The sequence below is a fragment of the Candidatus Omnitrophota bacterium genome, from assembly GCA_030650275.1.
Classification (GTDB): domain Bacteria; phylum Omnitrophota; class Gorgyraeia; order Zapsychrales; family Fredricksoniimonadaceae; genus JACPXN01.
On the sequence record JAUSEK010000021.1, the window covers coordinates 64,261 to 84,964 of the forward strand.

The 20,704-nt window shown below is 53.6% G+C and carries 26 protein-coding genes; 1 reads left to right on the plus strand and 25 read right to left on the minus strand.

The genetic code is table 11. The features are described from left to right. Positions 1–26: 26 nt before the first annotated feature. The 17 genes from groL to Q7K71_05795 form a co-directional block, all read right to left on the minus strand. On the minus strand, positions 27–1,670 hold the full coding sequence (gene groL, locus Q7K71_05715; protein MDO8675592.1) for a chaperonin GroEL: 1,644 nt from the start codon (positions 1,668–1,670) through the stop codon (positions 27–29). A gap of 28 nt (positions 1,671–1,698) precedes the next feature. Next, positions 1,699–1,989 carry a co-chaperone GroES gene (groES, locus tag Q7K71_05720; protein MDO8675593.1) on the minus strand — a complete coding sequence of 97 codons (291 nt, stop codon included), beginning with the start codon at positions 1,987–1,989 and terminating at the stop codon, positions 1,699–1,701. Positions 1,990–2,087: 98 nt separating this feature from the next. Beyond that, entirely contained in the window at positions 2,088–2,870 is a 783-nt protein-coding gene (locus tag Q7K71_05725) for a type III pantothenate kinase (GenBank protein ID MDO8675594.1), read from the minus strand. Further along, on the minus strand, positions 2,845–4,821 hold the full coding sequence (gene uvrB, locus Q7K71_05730) for an excinuclease ABC subunit UvrB (GenBank protein ID MDO8675595.1): 1,977 nt from the start codon (positions 4,819–4,821) through the stop codon (positions 2,845–2,847). Before uvrB ends, Q7K71_05725 begins: the two co-directional genes overlap by 26 nt. Next, a complete protein-coding gene (locus Q7K71_05735) occupies positions 4,818–5,285 on the minus strand; it encodes a hypothetical protein (protein MDO8675596.1) in 468 nt (155 codons plus the stop codon). Before Q7K71_05735 ends, uvrB begins: the two co-directional genes overlap by 4 nt. A 35-nt stretch (positions 5,286–5,320) precedes the next feature. Next, the gene (locus tag Q7K71_05740) at positions 5,321–5,623 is read right to left on the minus strand and encodes a nucleotide pyrophosphohydrolase (protein MDO8675597.1); all 303 of its coding nucleotides are present in this window, start codon (positions 5,621–5,623) and stop codon (positions 5,321–5,323) included. Between the two features lie 13 nt (positions 5,624–5,636). Continuing rightward, positions 5,637–6,299 carry an RNA pseudouridine synthase gene (locus Q7K71_05745; GenBank protein ID MDO8675598.1) on the minus strand — a complete coding sequence of 221 codons (663 nt, stop codon included), beginning with the start codon at positions 6,297–6,299 and terminating at the stop codon, positions 5,637–5,639. Next, positions 6,277–6,447 carry a hypothetical protein gene (locus tag Q7K71_05750; GenBank protein ID MDO8675599.1) on the minus strand — a complete coding sequence of 57 codons (171 nt, stop codon included), beginning with the start codon at positions 6,445–6,447 and terminating at the stop codon, positions 6,277–6,279. Before Q7K71_05750 ends, Q7K71_05745 begins: the two co-directional genes overlap by 23 nt. A gap of 9 nt (positions 6,448–6,456) precedes the next feature. Beyond that, positions 6,457–6,816, minus strand: coding sequence for a PilZ domain-containing protein (locus Q7K71_05755; protein ID MDO8675600.1), 360 nt, complete (start codon positions 6,814–6,816; stop codon positions 6,457–6,459). A 2-nt stretch (positions 6,817–6,818) separates the two neighbouring features. After that, positions 6,819–7,115, minus strand: a complete 297-nt coding sequence (locus Q7K71_05760) for a hypothetical protein (GenBank protein MDO8675601.1) — start codon at positions 7,113–7,115, stop codon at positions 6,819–6,821. A 24-nt stretch (positions 7,116–7,139) separates the two neighbouring features. Continuing rightward, the gene (locus Q7K71_05765) at positions 7,140–7,475 is read right to left on the minus strand and encodes a PilZ domain-containing protein (protein ID MDO8675602.1); all 336 of its coding nucleotides are present in this window, start codon (positions 7,473–7,475) and stop codon (positions 7,140–7,142) included. A 112-nt stretch (positions 7,476–7,587) separates the two neighbouring features. Then, positions 7,588–7,866 carry a hypothetical protein gene (locus tag Q7K71_05770; protein ID MDO8675603.1) on the minus strand — a complete coding sequence of 93 codons (279 nt, stop codon included), beginning with the start codon at positions 7,864–7,866 and terminating at the stop codon, positions 7,588–7,590. A 111-nt stretch (positions 7,867–7,977) separates the two neighbouring features. After that, on the minus strand, positions 7,978–9,039 hold the full coding sequence (locus Q7K71_05775) for a ribonucleotide-diphosphate reductase subunit beta (GenBank protein ID MDO8675604.1): 1,062 nt from the start codon (positions 9,037–9,039) through the stop codon (positions 7,978–7,980). Continuing rightward, a complete protein-coding gene (locus Q7K71_05780) occupies positions 9,036–12,155 on the minus strand; it encodes a ribonucleoside-diphosphate reductase subunit alpha (GenBank protein MDO8675605.1) in 3,120 nt (1,039 codons plus the stop codon). Before Q7K71_05780 ends, Q7K71_05775 begins: the two co-directional genes overlap by 4 nt. 99 nt (positions 12,156–12,254) lie before the next feature. Then, positions 12,255–12,872 carry a superoxide dismutase gene (locus tag Q7K71_05785; GenBank protein MDO8675606.1) on the minus strand — a complete coding sequence of 206 codons (618 nt, stop codon included), beginning with the start codon at positions 12,870–12,872 and terminating at the stop codon, positions 12,255–12,257. 63 nt (positions 12,873–12,935) lie between these two features. Further along, on the minus strand, positions 12,936–13,442 hold the full coding sequence (gene tpx, locus Q7K71_05790; protein MDO8675607.1) for a thiol peroxidase: 507 nt from the start codon (positions 13,440–13,442) through the stop codon (positions 12,936–12,938). Positions 13,443–13,457: 15 nt separating this feature from the next. Continuing rightward, complete coding sequence (locus Q7K71_05795; protein ID MDO8675608.1) at positions 13,458–14,120, minus strand: MIP family channel protein; 663 nt, start codon at positions 14,118–14,120, stop codon at positions 13,458–13,460. An 89-nt stretch (positions 14,121–14,209) separates the two neighbouring features. Between Q7K71_05795 and Q7K71_05800 the strand changes: the two genes are divergently transcribed. Continuing rightward, positions 14,210–14,617: a thioesterase family protein gene (locus Q7K71_05800; GenBank protein MDO8675609.1), complete on the plus strand. Its 408-nt coding sequence runs from the start codon at positions 14,210–14,212 to the stop codon at positions 14,615–14,617. Here Q7K71_05800 and menE read toward each other — a convergent pair. Genes menE through xseA form a run of 8 tightly spaced genes read right to left on the minus strand, consistent with a single transcriptional unit; the run spans position 14,603 to position 20,699 of the window. Further along, on the minus strand, positions 14,603–15,925 hold the full coding sequence (menE, locus tag Q7K71_05805; protein ID MDO8675610.1) for an o-succinylbenzoate--CoA ligase: 1,323 nt from the start codon (positions 15,923–15,925) through the stop codon (positions 14,603–14,605). The two genes, Q7K71_05800 and menE, sit on opposite strands and share 15 nt — an antisense overlap. Continuing rightward, positions 15,922–16,941: an o-succinylbenzoate synthase gene (menC, locus tag Q7K71_05810; protein ID MDO8675611.1), complete on the minus strand. Its 1,020-nt coding sequence runs from the start codon at positions 16,939–16,941 to the stop codon at positions 15,922–15,924. Before menC ends, menE begins: the two co-directional genes overlap by 4 nt. After that, positions 16,929–17,804: a 1,4-dihydroxy-2-naphthoate polyprenyltransferase gene (locus Q7K71_05815; GenBank protein MDO8675612.1), complete on the minus strand. Its 876-nt coding sequence runs from the start codon at positions 17,802–17,804 to the stop codon at positions 16,929–16,931. Before Q7K71_05815 ends, menC begins: the two co-directional genes overlap by 13 nt. Before the next feature lie 2 nt (positions 17,805–17,806). Beyond that, a complete protein-coding gene (menB, locus tag Q7K71_05820; GenBank protein ID MDO8675613.1) occupies positions 17,807–18,631 on the minus strand; it encodes a 1,4-dihydroxy-2-naphthoyl-CoA synthase in 825 nt (274 codons plus the stop codon). Continuing rightward, positions 18,632–18,937, minus strand: coding sequence for an HIT family protein (locus Q7K71_05825; GenBank protein ID MDO8675614.1), 306 nt, complete (start codon positions 18,935–18,937; stop codon positions 18,632–18,634). Between the two features lie 10 nt (positions 18,938–18,947). After that, positions 18,948–19,208 carry a hypothetical protein gene (locus tag Q7K71_05830; protein MDO8675615.1) on the minus strand — a complete coding sequence of 87 codons (261 nt, stop codon included), beginning with the start codon at positions 19,206–19,208 and terminating at the stop codon, positions 18,948–18,950. Between the two features lie 14 nt (positions 19,209–19,222). Beyond that, the gene (xseB, locus tag Q7K71_05835) at positions 19,223–19,438 is read right to left on the minus strand and encodes an exodeoxyribonuclease VII small subunit (protein ID MDO8675616.1); all 216 of its coding nucleotides are present in this window, start codon (positions 19,436–19,438) and stop codon (positions 19,223–19,225) included. 4 nt (positions 19,439–19,442) lie between these two features. Beyond that, on the minus strand, positions 19,443–20,699 hold the full coding sequence (gene xseA, locus Q7K71_05840; GenBank protein MDO8675617.1) for an exodeoxyribonuclease VII large subunit: 1,257 nt from the start codon (positions 20,697–20,699) through the stop codon (positions 19,443–19,445). Positions 20,700–20,704 lie beyond the last annotated feature (5 nt).

The window sequence follows — 20,704 nt, forward strand, 5'->3', positions numbered from 1 at the left end:
ATTAAAACTTATCTGATCACTTTCTTTTAGTACATCCCCCCCATACCGCCGCCCGGCATTCCGCCCGGCATGGCCGGGGCCTTTTCCTTTTCCGGAAGATCGGTGACCAGACACTCGGTCGTCAACAGCAAGCCGGCAATGCTGGCCGCATGCTGTAACGCGGTGCGGGTGACCTTGGTGGGATCCATGACGCCGGACTTGAACATATCCGTGTACTCGTCTTTTTCGAAATCATACCCGATGCTGTTGTCCTTCTCGGCTTTAAGACGCTCGACGATGACAGAGCCCTCCAAACCGGCGTTGAACGCTAATTGGCGCACGGGTGACTCAAGGGCGCGCAGGACGATCTCGGAGCCGGTCTTTTCATCCCCTTCAAGATCCATATCAGCGATGTCCTTGAGGGTGCGCAGCAACGCCACACCGCCGCCGGGAACAATGCCCTCTTCCACGGCCGCGCGGGTCGCGTGCAGGGCGTCCTCGACGCGGGCTTTCTTTTCCTTCATTTCGCTTTCGGTCGCAGCACCCACATTGATGATGGCCACCCCGCCGGAAAGTTTGGCTAAGCGTTCCTGCAATTTTTCCTTATCATAGGAAGAATCAGTGCCGTCGATCTGGTTCTTGATCTGGGCGATGCGGCCCTTGATGTCGGCCTGTTTGCCCTGACCTTCAACGATGGTGGTCGTGTCCTTGTCGATCTTGATCTTCTTGGCGCGGCCCAGGTCCGGCAGGTCCACGTTTTCAAGTTTAAGACCCAAATCCTCGGTGATGGCCTGACCGCCGGTCAACACCGCAATGTCTTTGAGCATTTCCTTACGGCGATCGCCGTAACCCGGGGCTTTCACGGCCACGCAATGCAGGGTGCCGCGCATTTTATTGACGACCAGGGTCGCCAGCGCTTCCCCTTCCACTTCTTCGCAAATGATGACCAGCGGACGGCCGCCCTTGGCGACTTTTTCCAGGACCGGCAGGATGTCCTTGATGCTGGAAATTTTCTTTTCATACAGCAGGATCAGCGCGTCTTCCAGTTCGCACACCATTTTCTCCATATCGGTGGAGAAATAGGGTGAAAGATAGCCCTGGTCAAACTGCATGCCCTCAACGATCTTCAATTCCGTGTTGATGGTCTTGCTTTCTTCAACGGTGATGACGCCGTCCTTGCCCACCTTCTCAAAGGCCTCGGCGATCTTCTTGCCGATAATGCTGTCGCTGTTGGCGGCGATGCTGGCCACCTGCTCGACTTCTTTGGAATTCTTGAGGTCTATTTTTTTGGAAAGTTTTTCCAATTTGGCAACGGCTTTCGCGACCGCCTTGTCAATGCCGCGCTTGAGGGCCATGGGATTGGCACCCGCCGTGACGTTCTTTAACCCTTCGCGGTAAATGGCTTCGGCCAGAACGGTCGCGGTGGTGGTGCCGTCACCGGCAATGTCGGAGGTCTTCTCCGCCACTTCCTTGACCATCTGGGCGCCCATGTTCTCAAAGGGGTCTTCCAGTTCGATTTCCTTAGCCACTGACACGCCGTCCTTGGTGATCAGCGGGGAACCAAATTTCTTGTCCACCACAACATTGCGGCCTTTGGGGCCCAACGTGACCTTGACCGCGCGGGACAATTGCTCAACCCCGCGCAAGATCTTGCGACGCGCTTCGTCGTCGAATAATAATTGCTTAGCCATTTTAAAATCCTCCGTGATTTTTTAGAATTTATTTTACGATCGCAAAAATATCTTCTTCCTTCATGATCAACAATTCTTCGCCGTCCTTGGTCGTGATCTCGGTGCCGCTGTATTTGCCATACAAAACGCGGTCGCCCACCTTGACTTCCGGCTTGCGGACTTCTCCGCTGTCTAAAATTTTGCCTTTGCCCACCGCAACGATTTTGCCTTCCTGGGGTTTTTCCTTGGCCGTATCCGGCAGGACAATGCCGCCCTTGGTGACTTCCTGGGCTTCCAAGGCCTTGACCACAATACGGTCTGCTAACGGTTGAATCGCCATAAACTCCTCCTTAATTAGTTAATTCAGAAATTTTCTGCTTAGCACTAATTATCGCAGAGTGCTAATATACCTAAATCAAAAATTTTGTCAAGAAATTTTTAAGGCGAGACCAACAAAGCCATCCCTTTGAAGACCAAATTCTCATCGATAATGCGGATCTTTGGGGAGACAAATTTTTTCATGAGACGGGTGTGGCCGCCGGTCATGACCACATGAGGGCGAGGCGACCTCGCCCCTACACGCCGGCTCAACAGATCAACCATCCCCTGGCACAAAGCGCCATAACCGTAAAAAAGGCCGCTCAAGATGCTTTCTTCGGTGGTTTTCCCTATAATGTTCCCGGGCGCCTTAAGGACGATTTTAGGCAAAAGCGCGGTCTTTAAGAACAAAGATTCAGCCGATAAACGCAGGCCCGGCACAATGGCCCCTCCCAAATACTCTCCCCTGGCTGAAACCACGTCAAAGGTAATGGCTGTCCCCAGATCAATGACGATCAGCGGCTTACCATATAAACGTAAAGCCGCGTAAGCGCCGACCAAACGGTCCTGGCCTACCTGTTTGGGATTTTTATACCGGTTTTTAATGGGAACGATCACGTCACGTCCCACCACTTCTGGTTCAAAACCCATTGATTTGACTATAGTTCGCTCCACAACTGTCAATATTTTCGGAACAACGCTGCAGAGGATCCCCTTGTTGAGAATATAGCCCTTTTTACGGAAAATCGCCAAGGCCTTGTTTAAACGCAAAACCAAAACCCTTGGGTTCCCGCCTGACGGCGGGGTGTCCATGCGTTGGACTGTCTTGACCTTCCCTTTGTGGACTGCGGCCAAAGCAATGGTCGTATTGCCGATATCAATGGCTAAAAGCATTTTTGTCATACTCCTTGATCTTATCGCGGATCCGGGCGGCTTTCTCAAATTCCAGGTTACGGGCGGCTGATTCCATCTGCCGCTCAAGTTCCTGGACATGCCGGCCCATTTCGTATTCTTCCTCTGTTTGACCGGCAGCGGCCATGACCGTTGCCTCGGCCTCGGCCCATTGTTCAATGCCCTGGTTGATGGCCTTGACCACACTCGTAGGCGTGATGCCATGGCGAACGTTAAAGTCCATCTGGATCTTTCGCCGGCGTTCGCATTCAGCGATCATCCCTGTCATGGCCGCGGAAACAGTGTCGGCATACATCACCACTTCCCCGTTGATGTTGCGCGCGGCGCGGCCCGCGGTCTGGATGAGCGCGGTCTGCGAACGCAAAAACCCCTGCTTGTCCGCGTCAAAGATCGCCACCAAAGACACCTCCGGCAGATCAAGCCCTTCGCGCAAAAGGTTGACACCCACCAGGCAATCAAATTTTTTAAGCCGCAGGTCCTGCAAAATCTTAGTGCGGTCAATGGTCTCTATGTCCGAATGCAGGTATTTCACCGCAAGCCCCGCCTCCTCCAGATACGCGCACAGGTCCTCGGCCATGCGTTTGGTCAATGTCGTCACCAGCACGCGCTCGCCGCGTTTCGCGCGCGTCCGGCATTCGCGGACCAGGTCATCCACCTGGTCTTGTGTCGGCCGCACGACAATGGGCGGGTCCACGATCCCCGTCGGACGGATGACCTGTTCCACCGTCCTTCCCAGCGCTTCCTTGCGCTCATAGGGCCCGGGGGTGGCGGACACGTAAATACGCTGACCTATCATACCCTGCAGTTCGTGAAATTTCAAAGGCCTGTTGTCCAGACACGACGGCAAACGGAACCCGTGGGCCACCAGCATTTCCTTACGGGCACGGTCCCCCTCATACATCCCGCCCAGCTGGGGGACGGTGACGTGGCTTTCATCAATGACCGTTAGAAAATCTTTAGGGAAATAATCGATCAGGCAAAACGGCCTCGAGCCCGCCGGACGGCCGGAAAGGACCCGCGAATAATTCTCAATGCCCTTGCACATTCCCATTTCTTTGAGCATTTCCATGTCGTAACGGGTGCGCGTGTTGAGACGCTGGGCTTCCAGAAGTTTGCCCTGGGCCTTAAGCTCTTCCAGGCGCACTTTGAGCTCCTCTTCAATATCCACCAGCGCTTGTTCCAAGCGCGGCGGGGACACCAGGAAATGTTTGGCCGGATAAACAGCGGCGGCATCCAGCTCGGCAATGACATGGCCGGAAACCGGGTCGATCTGGCGTATCTTTTCGATCTCATCGTCCAAAAATTCAAACCTCAAAGCATCCTGCCGGTAAGCCGGGTAGACCTCCACCACGTCCCCGCGCACGCGCAGATGTCCGCGCGTGAATTCATAGTCGTTGCGTTCGTATTGGATGCCGATCAATTGCTCCAGCGCCTGGTCACGCTCAATGCGCTGGCCTTTGGTGAGACGGACCATGTAGTTCTGGTAGTCCTCCGGTGAACCAAGATTATAAATACAGGAAACGCTGGCCACGATGATCACGTCCCGGCGGGACATGAGCGAAGTCGTGGCCGCCAGACGCAGACGGTCAAGGCGGTCGTTGATGGACGAGTCCTTTTCAATATAGACGTCGGTTTGCGGAATGTAGGCCTCGGGCTGGTAATAATCGTAATAACTGACGAAATACTCGACGGCATTGCGCGGGAAGAACTCTTTGAATTCGCCGTACAGCTGGGCGGCCAGGGTCTTGTTGTGGGAAATGACCAGAACGGGGCGCTGGACTTCGTTGATGACGTTGGCGATCGTGAACGTCTTGCCCGAACCGGTCACGCCCAAAAGCACCTGGGCCTGCCTGTCCTCCTGAAGGCCCTGGACCAGGGCCGCGGCCGCCCTGCGTTGTTCCTCCACCGGCTCAAAAGGACTTTTGAGTTCAAAACGGTTCATGGGGAGGAAATGCTTTCGCTGCGGCGCTCAACGGCGTCCAGGATCCGATCAACCAGTTTATCATTGCGCGTTCCCTTGAATTGTTTGATCCCCAAAGGGGTCAGGCAGGCATAACGTATTTCCACCTGGGCGCCGTCGGCCATGGGGCGGATAAAGGCGTTCAAATGCGTGTAGGAAGAATACAAAAACTTGGAATGCTGTTTAACGGAGGTGAAAAGCAAAACGCCGCCGGTTGTGCTGTTCTGTGCGCTGTCATCGCGCTCATACGTGGACGGACTGGTTTCGCTTTGGACCGCCCAGCCCTCATCCGCCAGGACCTGCCTGACAGCGGTAACAATGGCATCATAATTCCCATACACTTTGCGCACATACGGATGCTGCGGGTCAATATAGTTAGGGATGTTGACCGTGGCGCATCCGGCCATGCATAAAAACAGAATGGATAAAATGATCTTATTCATCATAGGCCTTTCTATCAGAGGTTTGCCGCCCGATCCTGTTAACAGACCTTGCCATGCTTGTAGGGACGGTTTTTGTTCGCTTCACTCTTCTTGATGATCTCGCCTTGAATGTCGACACCCAACCCCTCGCACAGGTCAAAAAGCCGGATGAAGGTGTCGGCCAATTCCTCGCGGAAATTCGCGTCGTCCTGCTTGCGGTGGGCTTCCATGGCCTCGGCCAATTCGGTGACAATGAGCATCAGCGCCTCGCCCACGTTACGTTCCTTGTCCCAAAACCCTTTTTCTTTGGCGATGGCGTGGCACGTTTGGCCCCATTCCTTGAGCGTTAAATGAGCGTCCATGGATTCTCCTGTGTTATGGGTTCTTTTCTAAAAATTCCGCCATGTCCCTGGGTAAGGACGAGGCGACGACCTGTATTTTTCCCGTTGACAATGACGGCCACTCCAGACGTGCGGCGTGAAGCGCCGTGCGCCTGAAACGCAAAACGAAATCCTTACGCAACGCGTACACGTCCTCGCCGACCAGCGGATGACCGACTTTGGAAAAATGGATGCGGATCTGGTTGGTGCGTCCGGTCACCGGCTGCACGTCCACGACGGTAAAGTCCTTGTGATGGTCCACAACGCGATAACGGGTCAGCGCGCTGACGGCCGGCGCGGATGGTTTATAACGGTCCTTGACGGGAACGCGGATATCCCCTTGGGCCGGATGGATACGGCCGTGGACAAAAGCGATGTAATCCTTCTTCACGCGTCTTTCCTTGAACAGGCCCATGAGCTTGTGCTGATTATTTTTGCCCTTGGCGAAAAGGATAACGCCGGACGTGTCGCGGTCAAGCCGGTGCGCGGGATGCAAATGATCTTTGGGGAATTGCCGGTCAGCCAGCGCAGCGAGGGTGCGGCTTTCCCCTTTAGGGGTCGGGATCACCAAAAGCCCGGGCGGCTTGTCAAAAACGACGCAATCTCCATCCTCGAACAGGACGGGGATCGCAGGATCAGTTGTTGGGCGCGTCATCATGAGGACCATCAATATGCTCGTGCAGCAAGTCCGTGAGATAATTGATCTTGCGGATAAGAAGGATCGGAAAAACGATCATCCAGACCTGAAAGGCCAGCGCCAGCAAAAGTTGTAACGGGGTGACCGATAAAGCAATGGCTTGTTCCATGATACGCTCCTAAAATGAGGCCACGAACCGCGCGATGGCCGCGCTGTCGCGGGATTTGATATCGCTAAAAAAGATCGCGGTGTTAAAGCAATCCCCCTGCGGCGCCGATTGCGCGCGCACCACCACCCCCTCGCAATCAATGCATTTGGAAGCGGTCTTTGTGCCCGAACGCAAAGGCAGCAGCAAATGGACCTTCAGCTTCGTCATCGGGGCCAAATACTTGCTGACCTGGCAAAAGGCGCCGGAACAGCTGATGTTCCTGGTCTGGGTGACAATGTCAAAATCGCCGCTTGATATTTTGACCGGAACGGCATGTTCCAGACGCGCGTGCCGCCGGCGTTCAAGTCCTATCGGTTGTGGGGATGACACATTTACTCCTTGGGGGTCTCGGCAGATGTTTCGGGCGGGACTTCAGCAGATGCGTCTTTTCCGCCGGAGGCGGATCCGCCTTTGGCGGAGGCCTGGGCAGCAGCAGCTTCGGATTCAGCGGCGGCAGCTTTGGCTTCGGCAGCAGCAGTTTTGGCCTCGGCCTGGACTTTCTTAAAACAATTGCTGTTGCAATAATACGCGCCGTTACGGTAAAAACGCCTTGCCCTTTTCAGGGGCTTCTTGCACGACGGGCAATTCTTCACTTCTTCAACAACAACGGCTTTCGCTTCTTCGGCCATACTTCTAATGCTCCTTTCAAAATACTATTCGATATTGAACCGATGGGAGGAAACATAATTGCGGAGGACGGGGCCTGTATCCTGGTCGACAACAAACTCGATCCCGACGTCATAACGTTCGCTCTGGGGAACCTCCCGGACCCAGATCACACGGCCTTGCGCGGCCAGAACGCGCTCGGGATCAGAAACATGGATCTGCAGGCGGACAATGGTATTGAGCGGTATGAATTCATGGACGTTTAAACACAAGCCCCCTTCGCTGATGTCGCCGGACAAAGAGCCGGTTAAAGGGGCTTCCCCTATTTGATACCCGACACTTTCCCTGAACGGAAAACGTTGGTGTTGCCTATTGTTCATCATCGTTTTTAGTATAGCATATTCCCTGACGGAAACAACTGAAAATGGGTACAAAAAAACGTCCCGCTTTTAGCGGGACGTTGAGCTGTTCTGATAAAAGCAACAGCTGGCGTGATCACTTATCGATAGGGAACGTCACAATATCCAGGACGCCGCCTACCATGTCCCTGACCATATAACAGCTGCCTTTGAGCAGCCCAGCCGGCAAAGAAAACAGCAAAAACGACCCGTCCTTGGCTTCAGCCATGGCATGCTCTTTGATCTGCAGCGGAGACTTGATCACGGCCACTACACCGTCTTTGAGCTTCTCCACAGGTCTGGGATAAGCGAATGACGGTACGGCAAAAACAACTGTGACAACTGCGGCAATGAAGAATGATAACATGTGTTTCATAGGCCCCTCCTTTTTAAAGAATTCCCTTATGGAATTCCTCTACTTAAAGTATGGCATGCCGCCGCAGCATATGCCACCCTTTGGGGGGTCTTTGAGAAAACGTTTTCCCGATCACCACTCCAACGCGCCGCCGGTCTGGTATTCGGTCACGCGGGTCTCAAAGAAATTCTTCTCTTTCTTGAGGTCAATGACCTCGCTCATCCACGGGAACGGATTGCTGGAATTGTACTGGCGCGGCAGGTGCAATTTTTCCAGGCGCCGGTCGGCAATATACTGCACGTATTCGCGCATCAGCGGGACATTCAATCCCAGGACCCCGCGTGGCAGGCATTCCTGGGCATAATTGACCTCCAATTCCACGGCACGCTTGATCCGCGTGATCAGATAATCCGTGAATTGGGTGGTCCAGCAATACGGATTTTCCTCAATGATGGTGTTGATCAACTGAATGCCGAAATTCATGTGGATGCTCTCATCGCGCAGGATATACTGGATCTGTTCGCAGGCGCCGGGCATGCGGTTCTGGCGGCCGAAAGACAGCATGGTCACAAAGCCGCTGTAAAAAAAGATGCCCTCGGTCACCACGTAAAAAGCCACCAGATTATCGATGAATTTCTGCAGGCCCTCCTTCGTGGTCAGGTCCACATTCTGGTCGATGATCCCGTCGGTACAGCTCATCGAGAACTCGTCTTTTTCATAAATGGCCTTGTTCTCGCGGTACATGTTGAAAATTTCCGCTTCATCCAAAGACAGGGATTCAACGATGTATTGGAACGCGTGAACGTGGATGGCTTCCTCGAACGCCTGGCGCAGCAAATACTGGCGGCATTCGGGGTTGTCCACCATCTTGTAAATGGACAGGACGATATTGTTGCCGACCAGGGTTTCCGCCGTCGAAAAGAAACCCAGATTGCGCTTGATGACATGACGCTCATCCGGGGTAAAAGCGTTGGGACTCTTCCACTGCTCAATGTCCCTTTGCATGGAAACCTCGGTGGGCATCCAGTGATTGGCGCAGCCGTCCAGATAAAAATGCCATGCCCATTTGTATTTGATGGGGACCAACTGGTTGACGTCCACCGTGCGGTTGTTAAGAATGATCCGCTTATTGTCCGCTGAAACACGATCGCGGGTCATGCGGATCCCGCCGGCGCATTCGGGGGTAGGGTTCATTGGCACGCTTCACAATCCTGAACAGGTTCAGCAGTGGCTTTGACCGCGGCGTCCACGACATGCCCCTTATCGTCGCGCGGACGCTGGCCGACCATATCATTGTATTTGGCCGCGTCCAGGGTGCTTTTCTCAATGCGGGTAGCGCCCATGGAACGCAGATAATACGTTGTCTTAAGGCCTTTTTCCCAGGCGAACATGTACATGTCGCTGATCTTCTTGCCGCTGGGTTTGGCCTGGTAGAGGTTCAGGGACTGGCCCATATCGATCCATTTCTGCCGGCGGCTGGCCGCCTCCACCATCCATTCATAATCCACCTCAAAAGCAGTGGCGTATTTGGCCTTCAAAACAGCCGGGATGCGGGGAATTTCCTGGACGCTGCCGTCAAAATATTTGATGTCATCGATCATTTCCTGGTCCCAGACCCCCAGTTTCTTCAGATCCTCGACCAGATACTCATTGATGACCGTAAATTCGCCCGACAGATTGCTTTTAACGAACACATTTTTGTACACGGGCTCTATGGACGCGGTGACACCGACGATATTGCCGATGGTCGCTGTCGGGGCAATGGCCATGACTAAACTATTGCGCATGCCATGGGCCTTGATCGCGTCACGCACCGGCTGCCAATCCATACGCTGGGTGCGATCCACATCCAGATAACCGCCGCGTTCCCGGGCCAGCAATTCCAAGGTGTCCATGGGCAAATACCCGCGGTCCCATTTGGAACCCTTGTAGGTCGAATACGCGCCGCGCTCCCGGGCTAAAACCGTTGAAGCCAGAATAGCATAATAGGAAACAGCCTCCATGCTGGCATCGGCGAATTCAACCCCTTCCGTGGACGCGTAACTCAAATTCTGATGATAAAGCGCGTCCTGGAAACCCATGATCCCAAGCCCCACCGGACGATGATGCTGGTTGGCATTCTGGGCTTCCGACGTCGGATAATAGTTGATGTCAATGACGTTATCCAGCATGCGCACGGCCGTGGTCACTGTTTCCTGGAGTTTCTTAAAATTAATACCCTGGGCCGTGACATGGACACCCAAATTGACAGACCCCAGATTACAAACAGCCGTTTCTTCTTTCGACGTATTTAAAAGGATCTCTGTGCACAAATTGGAACTGTGCACCACACCCACGTGGTCCTGGGGAGAACGTATGTTGGAAGGGTCTTTCCAGGTGATCCACGGATGGCCCGTCTCAAAAAGCATGTTGAGCATCTTGCGCCACAATTGCACGGCCGACACCACCTTAAAACACTTGATCTTGCCCTGGCGGGCCATTTCTTCATATTCTTCGTAGCGTTTTTCGAAGGCCTGACCATACAGATGGTGCAGGTCCGGCGCTTCGGAAGGGGTCAGCAAGGTCCAATCCGCGTTGGCTTTGACCCTTTTCATAAAAAGATCGGGGATCCAGCTGGCGGTGTGCATGTCATGGGTGCGGCGGCGGTCATCGCCGGTATTCTTGCGCAATTCGAGAAACTCCTCGATGTCCAGATGCCACACTTCCAGATACGCGCACATGGCGCCCTGGCGTTTGCCGCCCTGATTGACCGCCAAAGCCGTGTCATTGGCCACTTTCAGAAACGGGATGATCCCCTGGCTTTTGCCGTTGGTGCCCTTGATGCGCGAGCCCATGGCGCGCACGCTGGTCCAGTCATTGCCAAGCCCGCCGCTCCATTTGGACAACAGCGCGTCGTCCTGGATGCATTTGAAAATATGCCCGAGATCATCCTCGATGGTGGTCAAAAAACAGGAAGACAATTGCGGATGGCGGCTTCCGGAATTGAACAGCGTCGGAGTGGAAGACGTGAACCGGAACGTGGACAGGATATTGTAGAATTCCACGGCCCGCGCGTTTTTCTGCTGGCCTTCGTTGACCGCCAAGCCCATGGCCACGCGCATCCAAAATACCTGCGGCAGTTCAATGCGCCTGTCCTGCCAGTGGATGAAATAACGGTCATACAGGGTCTGCAGGCCCATATAACGGAAAATAAAATCCCGCTCAGGGCTAATGTTCTTGCCCAAAAATTTCAGGTCGAATTGCTTTAAGTCCGGTGTCAATAATTCCCACTGCACGGCCTGATGGATGTATTGGGCGAAATATTCCGGATACTCGGCGCGCATGCGCTCAAAAGACGCCTCATACCCCAGGGCCTCGTGATATTCCATCAACAGCAATAAACGGGCCGCCACAAAAGAATAATTTGGCTCTTTTTCGATGAACGCGCGCGCGGCCATGATATTGGCCAGGGCCATTTGCCGCTCGGTCATGCCGTTGTAATAATTCTTGACCGCTTCCCTGAACAAAATGTCGACGGAAACATCCGCCAGCCCTTTGCAGCAGGTCTCAAACTTGAAACGCACCTCGTCCAAGTCGATGGGACGCTCTTCGGCCTTGTCATTTTTAATGACAAGATTTTTGGCCCACTCAACATTTTCTTCCATCTGGACCAGGGCGCCGCGCCGGTTCTTGGCGCGTTCTTCCCTATAGATGATGTAACGCTTGGCCACCTCATGATAACCGGCGGCCATGATCACCTTCTCAACAATGTCCTGGATCTCTTCGATCTGGATCGCTTTGCCATCCGGCCAGCGGGTGCGGACCTCCCCCACGACCTTTTCACTCAATTCATGCGCTTTTTCCACCAGGATCTCATTATAAACGCCTCTATTATGGGCAATGAGCGCCTTGGCGATGGCCAGCGTGACTTTCTCCTGCTTGAAAGACACCACCTTGCCGGAGCGCTTGATGACGGAATACAGTTCGAACAATTGCCGGTGCGCGGCATGATGGCGACGGTAACTGGCATAACGCTCCGCCACTTCTTTAAAACCATTCTCATACAATTGCCGGATGACCTCATCCTGGATCTCTTCCACCGTCAAAAAGGCCTTATGGGACCCGCGTTCACGCAAAACAGCTGTCACGCAGTCCGCCGCCTTTTTGGCATCCGCCATCATCTGTTCGGTCAGTTCTGATTCACGCGGCAAACCCGCCTGTTCCTTGAACGCGTTGGCCACCGCGTGCGCAATGCGCAGAGGAATGAACTCAATGATCTGGCCGTTGCGTTTCTGGACTTTGATGTCGGAGGTGATGGTTTCAGCGGACATGGATCAATCCTCCTGATGAATAAAAAATGAAAAAACACTATATGTATACATCAAATGCTCAAACAACACTACATATAGTATGTATTAAAAATAGCAAAGTCAAACTTTTTTTGAATTTTTGTAACGCTTTTCCACTTCCTGCCAGTTGACCACGTTCCAAAATGCCGCGATGTAATCGGGCCTGCGGTTCTGGTAATTGAGGTAATAGGCATGCTCCCAGACGTCAATGCCAAGGACGGGAACCTTGCCTTCCATGACCGGGCTGTCCTGATTGGCGCTTGAGGATATTTCCAGTTTTCCGTCTTTGGTGACCGACAGCCACGCCCATCCGGAGCCGAAACGGGTCGTTGCCGCCTGGCCGAATTTTTCCTTGAACACGTCAAAAGAACCGAAGGCCAGGTTGATGGCTGCGGCTATGTTACCGATGGGAGCGCCGCCGGCCTTGGGGCCGATGATGGTCCAAAAGAAGGTGTGATTCGCGTGACCGCCGCCGTTGTTGCGCACGGCATTGCGGATATCTTCGGGGACCACGTTCAAATTGGTGATCAATTCCTCGACGCTCTTACTTTCCAGGTCCGACTTGCCTTTGATGGCGTTGTTCACGTTATTGATATAGGCCTGATGATGTTTGGTGTGGTGGATCTCCATGGTGCGGGCATCGATGTACGGCTCTAAAGCATTATAAGGGTAAGTCAAAGCGGGTAATGTGTAAGCCATAAGACACCTCCTGGTTAAATAGGTAGCACCTGCCTTCTTTCGAGAAGGCAGGTGCTACCTTAATTATAAAGAACGAACGGCTTTTAATACCGCTTCATAATCCGGTTCCGTGGCCACTTCTTTGACCAATTGGACATAACAGACCTTGCCGGCAGCATCAATGACAAAAATGGCGCGGGCCAAAAGATTAAGCCCCTTGAGGAGAACGCCGTAGATCTCGCCGAAATTGCCGCGGTAATCCGACAGGGTCCTGACCGCCGTTGCCCCGGCCGCGGCGCACCAGCGTTTTTGCGCGAAAGGCAAGTCCTTGCTGACGGTGACCACGACCACATCGCCGAGTTTGGAAGCCTCCTGGTTAAAACGTTTGGTCTGAAGGTCGCAGACCGGAGTATCCAGCGACGGGACCACTGAAATGATCACTTTCTTTCCCTTGAAAGAGGACAATTTCACTTCGGAAAGGTCATTGGCCACCAGGGTGGCATCCGGGGCCATGTCCCCCACCTTCACCTCGTTGCCCAAAAGGGTCAGAGGATTGCCTTTCATCGTTGTTAAACCTGTGCGTTCAGGCATTGTGTCTCCTTCCATTTATTTTTCTAATTGTGTTTTATAAACCTGGGCCGCTAAAATGCCGCCCAACACCGGCCCCACCCAATAGATCCAGATGTTCTGCAAACCGCCGCCTAAAAGCGCCGGACCCAGATGACGGGCCGGGTTCATGGCCGCTCCGGAGATCGGCCCTCCCATCAAAACGCCCAAAGCCACCGCCAAGCCGATGAACAGGCCGCCGACCTTGGGAGCGCGCGCGTCCACGGCCGTGCCGTAAACAACAAAAACCAAAAAGAACGTCAAAATGATCTCGGTGATCAGGCCCATGCTCGCGGAAACACCATTACCCAAAGCCGGTGTCCCCATATTCACCGTGGCCAATGCTTCGGCCGGGACCGCCATTTTAATAAGGAAGGCCGCGGCAATGGCGCCCAAACATTGAGCAGCCACGTAACCGGCGGCATTGACCGTATCGATCTTTTTGGCTGTCCAAAGACCGATGGTCACCGCGGGATTCAAATGGCCGCCGCTGATCGCCGCGGTCGCGGAGATCATCACCGCGATCGCCAGGCCATGCGCCAGCCCAATGCCTGTCAGGCCCAATGCCCCGGCGGTGATATGGTCAGCGGCAATGGCGCCCACACCGATAAAGATCAGGGTGAATGTGCCGATGAATTCAGCGATCAAGGCTTTATTGTTCATTTTCTTGCTCATAAAATCCTCCTGGTATGATTAGGGAAAGAATTATTACAATCTTTGTCCACTTTGTCAATCGATGTTATAATCGGCTTATGTTCACGTACAAAACCAGGATCCATCTGCATGATACCGACGCGTTCGGCGTCATTTTCTTCGCCAATCAATTCAAGATCGTCCACGACGCCTATGAAATGTTTCTGGAGAAACTTGATTTCGGTTTCCCGGCCATGCTCAAAAGCGGGCGTTATTTCCTGCCCATTGTCCACGCGGAATCAGATTACAAAACTGCTTTGACCGTCGGTGACTCCCTCCATATCACCATCAGGGTCGGACACATCGGCCGGACATCCTTTGCCTTTGAATACGTCATCCGCCGCGGCAACGCCATTGTCGGGACGGCCAAAACCGTCCATGTCACCATCCACCCCAAAACCGGCAAGAAAACACCTTTACCAGCTTCCCTGCGCCGGGCTTTAGAAAAATACTCAAAAACGTCCTAAGCGGACAACCAGGTCTTGCCGCGAAATTTTCATGCCCTGCTCCAGATCCTGCGGCCATGGATAAAAAACATCCGGTATCTTAAAACGCGGCAGTTCTTTTTTAAGGATATCTGTTAAATATTCAGGGTCGATCGTCTGCCCGTAAAATTTAACAAAAGCCACAGGCCGATGGCCGAATTCCTTGTCCTCTTTGGGCACAACCACGGCCTGCTCCACCCCTTCAATGGCCAACAGCGCCCTCTCAATTTCCTCCGGCTGTATATTTTCCCCGCCGGAAATGAACATATTGTCCTTGCGGCCAAGCACCGTTAAACATCCTTGGGCGTCCAAAACTCCCAAATCCCCGGTTTGAAACCATCCATCAGGCGTCAGCGGCAAATGCAAGCGCGGCCCGGCCACGTATCCTTTGAACAAGGTCTCGCCTTTGACTAAGATCTCCCCGTCGGAGGCAATGCGCATTTTCCGGTACGGCAAAACCTTCGCGCACGGAGTTTTTGCATCCGCGGGTTTTCCGGTCGCTACCTGTGAAGACATTTCCGTCAAACCGTAACTAAGGTGAACCGGTAAAGCCAGGGACAAAGAACGCTCGATCAAATTTTTCCCAATGGCGCTGCCGCCAAGCAAAATGCATTTTAAGGACTTTAAAACCGGGTGGTTTTTGGGATCCTCCAGCATCCGATACAATTGCGCAGGGACCAAGGAAACATGTGTGGCCTGGTTGCGTTCAATGGCACAAATTAAATCCTTGTCTGTTGCAATGATCACAGACGCGCCGGCCAAAAAACAACGCACAATAACAGCAATGCCCGCCACATGATACAAAGGCAAAGACAACACCCACCGGTCTGATGCCGTCAACGGGATCATCTCTTGCGACCCCTTGGCGCTGTAAAAATGATTACCCCACGTATGCACCGCGGCTTTAGGTTCACCGCTGGTGCCGGAGGTGGCGATCACCGTGACTTCCTGGTCCAGGGCAAGATCATCACCGGAAACAGCCGGCGCGGGTTGGCGCGCATCAAAACAAACCGCCTTTTGGACATCGCCTCCCTTAAAAAAATGACGGACATTGATCCGAGCGCTATAGGCGTCCGCCATTTTAGAAGGCCAATGGGGATCAACGGGGCAAGCCACGACTTTCATCCGCCATAAAGACAAAAGCAAAACAATGTATTCCGCGCTTGTGGGAGCGCTTAATGCCACACGCTCGCCCGCCTTGATACCCATGCCCTTCAATTGCCGGACGCAGGAAGAAATATGCGCATCCAGTTGAGGCCTTTGAATACGCCGCGTGCCCCAGATGATCATCGCAGTTTTTCCTTACGGATAATACCGCCGGCGTCGGCAAGCGGCTCGACGCCTTTGAGCCAGCGCTCAGTCCCCAGACCAGCGGTTGTTCCGGTCAAACACGCCAGATTGGCCAAGACCTTTAACCCCACGGGTGATTCAAAGGCGGAGCTGATGACCACCTTCTTCCCGTTGCGGCGGGCATTTTCCATCCAATCCAGGCACGGAATGATACCGCCTAAAACGGTCGGTTTTAAAACATAATACTTCACGGCTTGGCTGTCAACAGACAGGGACAATGTTTCATCCAGGGCCACCGGCATCTGCGCGGCCTGATAAAATTCCCCTATTTTTCCCATATCGCTCAACGGTTCTTCAATGAATTCAATTTGCGCGCGGCCGGCCAGATCAACGAACAGCAGGGCTTCTTTTAGACCCCACACGCGGTTGCCGTCCAAACGGATGCTCCCCTGCCTGCCGATGAGGGCCCGTAAGTCCCGCACTTTCTTGACATCCAAAGGAATATTGCGACTCCCCACTTTTAATTTGAAGACCTGATAACCGCGGCCGCTTAAAATCCGCGCGTCGGCGAGAACCTGCTCATGCGAGCCCTGCAATAAAGCCGCGGTGGGCACGTCTTGCAAAATGCCGCCCAAGAATTCCGCCAAAGAAACAGCGCGCGCACCCGCCGCCAGACCAAACAATACGGATTCCACTCCGAAACGCACCGACGGACAAAGCCCGGAAAAAGCAGAATCCCTCAAAGAGGTGATCAATCCGTCTTTATCCAAAACAACCTTAAAGTCCTTCAAATGGGATCGGGCTTCAACCAGATCGTGATGGGCTTTCTTGAGCGTTTCAACACTCACGCCCGGCAAAGGGGCGATCTCCCCGCGGGCTTTCAAACCATTGGATGCAATGATTTCAAGGATATATCCGGTGCGCTGGTTGAGCGTCGTACCGGCAAACATAAAAGGGTTTTGAAAATCAAATGTGTAGGGAACGATCGAGGATCGGACAACGGTCAGCGGCTGCACAACACCCACCCCGCGGAAAACAAAACGCTGTAGACCAAAAGCAAAACGCCGGTGCGGGCGAGGATTTTATTTAATACGGCGCCTTGGCCGGTAAAGACCGTCTGGACAGCGCCGATGGCCATAATGCCGACGAGCGAAGCGGCCGCGATGGCGTCATGGTCCTTGGTGATCAAATTCACGGCAAAAGGGGTCAGCGACGCGGCCATGATGCAAACAAGATACTCCCTGGCGGCAAAGGCCTTTCCAAAACGCACGGCCAGCGTCATCTTGCCTGCTTTTGCGTCACCGTCAATGTCCCTCAAATTGTTGACAGCCAAAATGGCGCAGGATAAGAATCCGGTCCCCAAGCCGGCCACCACAACGGCCATGTTGATCTCCAGGGCCTGAACAAAATATGTTCCCGCAACGGCAACAGGGCCGAAAAATATAAAAACAAACAACTCTCCTAATCCCATGTAGGCCAAAGGCCTGGGCCCGGCCGTATAAAAAATACCGGACAGGACCGAAACAACACCGATGATGGCAATGGCGCTGCCGCCACGAAATACCAGATAAACGCACGCCAGTGCCGCCAAAAGAAAAACAAGGATGGCCGCAGAGATCATCGCGCGCGCAGATACTAAACCGGCCTGTGTGGCGCGCACGGGTCCTAAACGGTCCAAGGTATCCGCGCCTTTCTTAAAATCACAATAATCATTGGTGAAATTGGTGGCGATCTGAATGCACAACGCCCCAAAAAGCGCGGCCAATGCCGATGGGAAATGCCCCACGCCGTCGCCGAAGGCCATGGCTGTGCCGATCATGACCGGGGCTATGGCCGCGGGCAGGGTTTTAGGACGACTGGCTAAGATCCATGGATCCATACCTAGGGACGCTTGGGGAATTTGGAAAAATCGGGTTTGCGTTTCTGCATGAAAGCGTTGCGGCCTTCCTGGCCTTCTTGTGTCATATAAAAAAGCATGGTGGCATTGCCGGCGAGTTCCTGCAGACCGGCCTGCCCGTCGCAGTCGGCATTCAAGGCCGCTTTAAGACAACGGATGGCCATCGGTGAATTGGCAAGAATTTCTTTGCACCAGCCCACGGTTTCCTGTTCCAGACGCGCGTAAGGAACAACGGTATTGACCAGGCCCATGTCCAGGGCCTGTTTGGCATTATACTGGCGGCACAAGAACCATATTTCCCGCGCCTTTTTTTGCCCGACAATACGCGCCATATAACTGGCACCATATCCGCCGTCAAAAGAACCGACCTTGGGACCGGTCTGGCCGAACTTTGCATTGTCCGCGGCAATGGAAAGGTCGCACAATAAATGCAGAATATGCCCGCCGCCCACCGCGTAACCGGCGATCATGGCGATGATGGGTTTGGGGCAGGTGCGCATTTGCCGCTGGAAATCCAGGACATTGAGGCGATTGACCCCTTTGGCATCCTTATACCCGGCATTCCCGCGGATGCTCTGGTCTCCGCCGGAACAGAACGCTTCCTTGCCCTCGCCCGTCAGGATAACGACCCCGGTCTTGTCATCCATGCGCGCGTCATTGAGGGCATGGGACATCTCATCCACGGTCTGGGGGCGGAACGCATTGCGCATCCGGGGACGGTTGATGGTGATCTTGGCAATGCCGTCCATCTTGTGGTATTTGATGTCTTCGTATTGACCCGCATTGATCCAATGGAATTTCTTAGGCATTTATTTGTACCTTGGTATGAGATGAAAATGCGCGTGCATGACCACCTGGCCGGCGGCAGGTCCGCAATTGGCCGTGACATTATACCCATCGGGGCCGTGCTCTTTCTGGACAATGGCCTTGGCCTTGGCCAACAGATCAAAAGCGGCGTTCAATTCCGCGGGTGTTGACTCGAACACCGTCGCGTGATGGCGTTTGAGCACGACCAGCATATGTCCTTTGGTGATCGGCTTGATGTCATACAACGCGTAGGCCAGATCATTTTCCAGGACCTTGGGCAAATTCTTGCAAAACACGCAATCCGTCATGGGGTTTGTTTCAGACCTTCAGGGACCGTTGGAGCTCTTCCACGTCTTTCCTGGCCCTGGTCATGGGGACGTTAAAAATATCACAATAAACACGGGTGGCCAGTTCTTTTTCCCCTTCCATCAAAAGATACCGGACATCATACATGGTGGCCTTGCCTTTGGTGGGAAGTCTGCCGCGCCGGCGCGCGTCATTGATGGACCAAATACGGTAGATGTTCAAAAACACCAAAAAACAGACCAGAATAATAAGGATGGTGTACAACGCGGCCATAAGCACCTCCTGATTCATCCGTTGTCCTTGGCTTCTTTGGCGAAATCTTCAACCACTTTCTTGACTTCCATCTCGGCCTTGTTGATCCTGGCCTTGCAGACCTTGATGAGCTCCACCGCTTCCTTGACCTTCACCGACAACTCGTCCACGTCAATGTCTTCGCTCTCGATCTGGCCTATGATCTCATCCAGGCGCTCAACAGCTTTCGCGTATTTGATGTCCTGGGCCATGTCCTTAACGGACCTTCCTGACCTCGGCGGTAAAAACACCGTTGGCCAGTTCGGTCGTGATCTCCTGTTTCGGTTTTAAAACAGCGGTGGACCTGACGGCCTTGCCGCGGCCATCGCGGGTGATGCTAAAACCCCGCTTGAGCGTGTTCTTCGGGTCAGCCATTTCCGCCAATTTTTGATATGCCTGTATTTTAGCCCGTGAATTTTGAAGGCGCAAATGAATTGTTTTCTTTAGCCCATCGCCGCGGGAAGCCAGCGCCAAACGGGATGCCTTGGCCACCGTGACCGGCACCCGGATCAAGGTCTCGATCCTGCGCGCCATGTGTTCGTGATGCGCTTTAAAGAAATCCTTAGTTCCGGACTGCAAAGCCAGGGCGCGGGACTGAAGGTCGCCCAAAAATTCCCGCACGCGGTTGACCAAAAATTGCGCCACTGCGGTCGGGGTCTTGGCAAAGGTGTGCGCGGCCAGATCAGTCACCGTTGTATTGATCTCATGGCCGATGCCGCTTAAGACCGGCAGGCGCGATGCCGCTATTGCTTCAGCGATCATGGAACTGTCAAAACAGCTCAATTCCGCGATGGAACCGCCCCCGCGGGTGATGACAACCACATCCAAATCTCCAACAGCATTTAAGGTCTTAAGCGCGCTGACAACCGACTTTTCCGCGTTCTTGCCCTGCATCACGGCATTGATGGCAAAAACACGAAAACCATAACCGCTTTTTTTTAGTTCATCCAGAAAATCATGGTAGGCCGCGGAATCGTAAGACGTGATGAGACCCACGTTCAACGGCACGCGGGGCATGGTCAATTTCTTGTTCCGGTCCAGCGTTCCTTTTTGTTTTAACAGCGCGATCAGCCGCTGGCGGTCCTGCGCGATCTTGCCCAGCGTATAGACAGGGTCAATGTTCTCAACGATCAGGCGCACCTGGCCGTGGCCGGGATAAAAATCCACCTTGCACGAAAACTTGACTTCAATGTCATCCTTAAGGACGAAGGCGTTCTCGGCTTTTTGCAGGATAGCGTCAATGGCGGGACGGCGGGTGGCAAAAATGACCAGACCCACGCGCGCAATGATCTCATGGGTGGCGGGGTCTTTTTCGCACAGTTCAAAAAAGACGTGTTTCTTGTCCTTGCCGCGGTCATAGCCCTGGATCTCCCCGCACACCCATATCGGTTGGGGGAATCCGCTGGCCAGCACGTCGCGGATGAAATGATTCAACTCCGATACGGTCAAAAATTCATCACGCATTCTTGGCATGAAAA